General features: G+C 70.2%; 3 protein-coding genes and 1 pseudogene. 3 read left to right on the plus strand and 1 reads right to left on the minus strand.

Going from position 1 to position 2,447, the window contains the following annotated elements; all coding sequences use genetic code 11:
- Positions 1–219, minus strand: a pseudogene (locus CCN51_RS12955) (ATP-binding protein); the annotation flags it as partial.
- 210 nt (positions 220–429) lie between these two features.
- Here CCN51_RS12955 and CCN51_RS12960 point away from each other — a divergent pair.
- The 3 genes from CCN51_RS12960 to CCN51_RS12970 form a co-directional block, all read left to right on the plus strand.
- Positions 430–1,242, plus strand: coding sequence for an enoyl-CoA hydratase/isomerase family protein (locus tag CCN51_RS12960; RefSeq protein ID WP_014175223.1), 813 nt, complete (start codon positions 430–432; stop codon positions 1,240–1,242).
- A 172-nt stretch (positions 1,243–1,414) separates the two neighbouring features.
- Entirely contained in the window at positions 1,415–1,813 is a 399-nt protein-coding gene (locus CCN51_RS12965; RefSeq protein WP_014175224.1) for a hypothetical protein, read from the plus strand.
- Between the two features lie 80 nt (positions 1,814–1,893).
- Positions 1,894–2,447: hypothetical protein (locus CCN51_RS12970; protein WP_086859555.1), on the plus strand; the 554-nt coding region annotated here is incomplete at its 3' end.

Below are 2,447 nucleotides of genomic sequence, written 5' to 3' on the forward strand. Positions count from 1 at the left end.
GTTGGTGACCAGCTCGGAGACGATCAGCAGCAGGTTCTGGACGAGGTCGTCAGGGGCGGGCACCCGCTGGTGGGCCAGCAGATCGCGCACCGCGTGCCGGGCCTGTGGGACGGAGGTGTCGAGCGCGGGGGCAGTGAAGCGCCAGACGCCCTCGTAGGCGAACGGCCCGCGGGGCGTGGCCGCCCCCGGTTCAGGAGGGACGCTTCCGACAATCTCCATGTCCGATCCCCATCCATCGCCACAGCCCGACCAGTCGTCATCGAGTGTTGGGAACGTGTTGGTACGGACCGGCTAACTGAGCGCAAGTCGCCCTCTATCGACGGCTTTTGACCGCGTGCGTATGCCAGCGTCACTCGCTCGACTGTTCCTGCCCGGCTTGCTTACGGCGATGCCGACAGTCGCTTGAGGGTGCCGGATAGCATCCGCGACATGGAGCCCTGCCTGCAGCACGCCGTCGCCGACGGCATAGCGACCGTCGTGATCCACAACCCCCGCAAGCGCAACGCACTTACCCCTGGCATGTGGCACGGGCTGCCCCCGCTCCTGGAGCGGCTGGCCGCGGACCCGGCCGTACGGGCGCTGGTGCTCACCGGAGCGGGCGACACCTTCAGTGCGGGCGCGGACATCGGCTCGCTCGGCACGACGTACGAGGAGACGACGGCGCTGGCACTGCCCGCCGAGGAGGCCCTGGCCGGCTTCCCCAAGCCGACGCTCGCCGCGGTGCGCGGCTCCTGCGTGGGCGGCGGCTGCCAGCTGGCCGCCGCCTGCGATCTGCGGTTCGCGGAGCAGGGCTCCCGCTTCGGGATCACCGCGGCCCGGCTGGGGGTGGTCTACGCGCCCTCGTCCACCCGGCGGCTGATGGACCTGGTCGGCCCGGCGACCGCCAAGTATCTGCTGCTCTCCGGCGAGCTGATCGGCACCGAGCGGGCGCTGCGGACGGGGCTGGTGGACGAGGTGCTGCCGCCGGGCGGGCTGGACGAGCGGGTGGCGGAGTTCACCCGGGTACTGCTGTCCCGGTCCGCGCTCAGCCAGGCGGCGGTCAAGGAGTTCACAGCCGGGCCGGTCGATCCTGCGCGCCTGGAGTACTGGCGGGACCAGCTGAGCGTCAGCGGCGAGCTCGGCGAGGGCGTCACCGCCTTCCTCGAACGGCGGGCACCGCGCTTCGGCTGGATGCCTCCAGCGCGCTCGGACCACCGCCCCGCTGTCGCGGACCCCCAGGGCGCGGCCGAGTACAGCCGCTGAAACCCCGGAACGCGGACGGCCGCCCAAACTTCTGACGCAACCTCTGAATCTCAACGAAGGGCACCCATCACTCACACATTGCACAGAAATTCACCTGCGTCTTCACGCTTCCTCCACATGCGGAGTCTAAGTTCTCCATGATTCATTCGACGCACACGGGGAGGGAGTCACATTGCCCGGGATTGACGAGTGCCTGCTGGAGGCCATGAAACTTCCCGGCGCCCGGGGCGCCGCCGTGGTCGACTGGACCAGCGGTCTGGCTCTGGGCACGGTCGGGGAGTCACCGGGCGGCGACCACGAGGCCACGGCGGCCGAGACGGCGGAGCTCGCCCGGATGGCGGCGGAATACCGGTCGTTCGCCCCCGCCGACGGCTCCGACTGGTCCGACGGCGAAACTCCCATAGAAGATCTGATCGTCAGCAACCGCGACAGTTACCACGTCCTCCAGTTCGTCCGCACCACCTTCGACAGCAGTGTCTTTCTGCATCTGTGGCTCGGCCGTACGGAGGGCAACCTCGCGCTGGCCCGTATCCGGCTGAGCGAGATGGCGCGAGAACTGGTGCTGGGGTGACCGGTTTGCGGAAACCTTTCTCCAGCCCGACCCGGCGGAGTCCCACGGCCCCCACCGGCACCGCTCAGGTCGGCTCACCCATGCTGGACCGGCTCGCCGCCGAGAAGGCGACCGGCTCCTTCATGCGGGAGAGGGGCACGCTGCACCTCTCCGACGGACAGGTGATCTACGCGGACAGCCCGGACACGCCGAGTCTTGAGACGTTGCTCACCGCGGGCGGCGCAATGTCACCCGATAAGTGGCGCGAGGCCCTTGACGAGGCCGGGCCCGAACAGCGGGTGGGGCGGTTCCTGGTGGACAGTGGCCGCCTCCCGAAGGGCGCACTGGAGCTGTGCCATCTGGGGGCGCTGTACGACGCGGCGTTCTTCGTACTCGGCCCGGGCGGCGGCCCGGCCCGCTTCCGGTACGGGGTCGCGCACTGGATGGGCGCGGTGCGCCCGGTGCCGGTCGACGCGGTGCAGCGCGAGACGCTGCGCCGACGGGAGTTGCTGCACGAAATCTGGCCCGAGGCGGAGACGGACAGCGAACCGCTCGTCAGGACCCGGCTGCCCCTCGACTCGGGCCTGCCGCGGCGTCAGCGCGCGATTCTCGAGCACGTCGACGGGGTGCACACGGCGGCCCAGGAGGCGGGAGA

The organism is Streptomyces milbemycinicus (genome assembly GCF_002154605.1).
In the GTDB taxonomy this organism is placed as follows: domain Bacteria; phylum Actinomycetota; class Actinomycetes; order Streptomycetales; family Streptomycetaceae; genus Streptomyces; species Streptomyces milbemycinicus.

Excerpts from the sequence above, each read along its gene's own strand:
- CCN51_RS12960 (WP_014175223.1), top strand. The coding sequence starts at position 430 with ATGGAGCCCTGCCTGCAGCACGCCGTCGCCGACGGCATAGCGACCGTC.